The following is a 2,758-nucleotide window of genomic DNA, read 5'->3' on the forward strand; positions in this document are numbered from 1 at the left end:
TTATGAATATGCTCTAATTGAACGGACCATATCGCCACCAATTGAATTACGTTTTTCGGCAGCATTAAGTGGAACAGCTTCATTTAATCTTGAAAACATATCCTCAATTAAATCTTCATCATCTGTCTCCACCAAGATTACTGGCAGAGTAAATGAGTCAAATTGAATTTTTATTTTTGGATGTTGTTGGGAGATATCGTCATAGCTCAAGCCGGACAGATCTATGTCAGAATTCTTTAGGTAATCAAAATTACTCGATAAACAAAACTCACCCGCCACAAAATCCCAGATTGTTTCGAGACGTTGGCGACCATCAATTACAGCATATTCATAACTATCTTCTGATACGGACTCACGATCATATAGATGAAAGTAGATTTTAGGGATATCGTAGTCATTTAGAATTGAGTCGATTAGTAACTGTTTCTTTTCTTTTGTCCAGACTCCACCCATTCTTTGATAGGGCGGGTCTAGCCGTATTTCTTCTCGCTCCGAATACAACAGCATGATTGTACTGTTTTTTAGCGGATTTGTTCGTAGGTAACTCATTCCAACCCCCTTTTTATAATTTCACCTATACTCGCAAGTTCAGGGAAAAGCTGAAACTTAGTGAAACCCAAAAGTTCTAATTGCCTTGCCATATGTTGCTTGCGATCATGAGGCACTATGTATTTTATTACGTGAGATGAATCACCAACACTTTCTATAGCCACCTTATCGTTGTGATGGATCGTAAAAACTCCATGTTGTGCCTGTATGCGCTCGTTGTTACGAGTGGCTATTGTAGCCAGTGGCTTCATTTGATTTCTAGTGTTTTGACGTAGCGTCTCCACTGAATAGTTAAGAAGCTCTTCATCCTCGAATGATGGTATAAAGAATTCTTCATCTACATCGTTAATCCCAGCATTTTTGTTCAACTCCGAGGGGCGCATACTCCATAAAACTGAATTTTGATCTTCATGCCCTGCTGAATCGACAACCGCAAAATATAAAGCCACTAAAGGGTTTTCACTCCAATCCAGGAGTCTGGTTGGAACACCATAATGCTGCATAAGAAATAACCAATCGAAAGAATCTTTTGGGGTAACTGAAATCAACATTGCTGCGCTTTGTTTAAATCGCTTTATTAGGGTTGACTCAGGAGGCGCACCATCAAGTCGGTAATAACCGGGTACTAATGACCAAGCCTCATCAGCGTGCCCTCGATACCAAGAGGCACCATTGTAGCCATCGTTATCCTCTTCCAAAGCAGCTATTAAGTCTTGTACAGATTGTATTTCTTTAGTGAGCAAGTTTTTCCCTCCTTCTTATTAGAAATATAAAGTATATTAGGTCGCGTCCGCACTATTACTAATAATACGGATGCGATCTAGTATGTTATTGACTAATTCCACATGGCATAAACTACAATCGATCAATGCCTGGGAAGATGCTAAGGATGGTTGGTGCGCTGGATTCATTGGCTATTTCCTTTTCCCTGCGTATCAAGCATCGTTGTGTGCTTGCAGATAACAGGCTGATATTTTTTCTTCCATGCTTGTCGAGGAGTTCAGGTGCCCTCGATAAACGCCGTTGGTCTATTAAGCCGTAAATTATATTTATTATCAAGTAATTATCTAAAAACATTCACCCCTCAATCCTGGCCACAGCCGCCCTCACATTCTCAGGTGACAAATGAGCATACCGTTCTGTCATGGTAATAGATCGATGCCCAAGCAGATCCCTGACCTCAGTCAGAGGCACACCGGCAGTAACTAACCAGGCTGCACAGGTATGCCTCAGGTCATGGATCCGGAAATCCTTAATACCCACAGCCTTGCATGTGCTCGCAAAAGAAGTCTTTACCGACTGGATCCGAGCCCCTTTCCTGTTGGTGAATACCCAGTCACTGCCTAGGCACCACTTTGCGCTAAATGCCTTTCTCGACATCACTGCTGAATGTGCTCGAGTGTTTAATGGGATTGATCGCCTTCTTCCAGACTTGGTTTCCTCTCCTGATAAAATAATAAATCGGGATGACAGGTTTACCTGGTCCCAGGAGAGATTCAATATTTCACCGCTACGCATACCGGTATGCAGAGCCAATACCAGGAAGTCTGCCAAATGTGGTGCCAACTCGTTCTTGCTGGCAACGCGGATTAACCTGCTGGCCTCGGTCTCTGTAATAAATCGCACCCGTCCCTCTGGCTCCTTCAGCTTTCTGCCAGCCGCTGGATTGGGAATCACCCAGTCCCACTCACGGCAGGCATAATTGATTGCAGCGGATAACAGGCTGATCTCGCGGTTGATTGTGGCAGGGCTGGCCTGCATGCCCAGGCGTTGATTGATATAGGCACGTACAACCGAGGCCTTCAGGAATGCCATGTCTCTACCCGTGAAGAAGGGTGTCAGTCGCTTCATGCTCACGACATCCCTGGAGTAGGATCTTTTATTGATGGATACGGTATTTAAGTACTTCAGCATCAATTCATCAAAGGAATAGAGTGCGCGTTGGTTACTGGAAATATCATCTTGATCATCAATATACAAATTGATCAGGACTTTTTTGGCCTCTTTATAGTTTACAGTTTTAGTGCTTTTGCGAGTTCTCTTGCCGCTGGCGTTTGTATAACTCGCCCACCAATACGGCGAATCCTTCCGTTTGTATAACCCATCCTGGTATTTATTATTTTGCCTCCTCAGAAAAATTCGTGGGTAGTTTCCGGTACGGGTAAGGCTCCAAGCGTGTGATATAAAGCGATTTCAGCCGCATGGTAGG

2 protein-coding genes and 1 pseudogene (1 of these 3 cut by a window edge) are annotated in these 2,758 nt (G+C 43.5%); all 3 read right to left on the reverse strand.

Translation table 11 applies throughout. The annotated features are described in order from the left end of the window. Nucleotides 1-549: pseudogene (locus GXP22_08895) on the reverse strand (DUF262 domain-containing protein) (it extends 526 nt beyond the left edge of the window). Beyond that, entirely contained in the window at nt 546-1,292 is a 747-nt protein-coding gene (locus GXP22_08900; GenBank protein NOX09586.1) for an FRG domain-containing protein, read from the reverse strand. Before GXP22_08900 ends, GXP22_08895 begins: the two are co-directional and overlap by 4 nt. 334 nt (nt 1,293-1,626) lie before the next feature. Next, nucleotides 1,627-2,682 (reverse strand): site-specific integrase, encoded by a 1,056-nt coding sequence (locus tag GXP22_08905; GenBank protein ID NOX09587.1) that lies wholly within the window; start codon nt 2,680-2,682, stop codon nt 1,627-1,629. Nucleotides 2,683-2,758: the final 76 nt, after the last annotated feature.

Source organism: Gammaproteobacteria bacterium (assembly GCA_013151035.1).
In the GTDB taxonomy this organism is placed as follows: Bacteria; Pseudomonadota; Gammaproteobacteria; order JAADJB01; family JAADJB01; genus JAADJB01.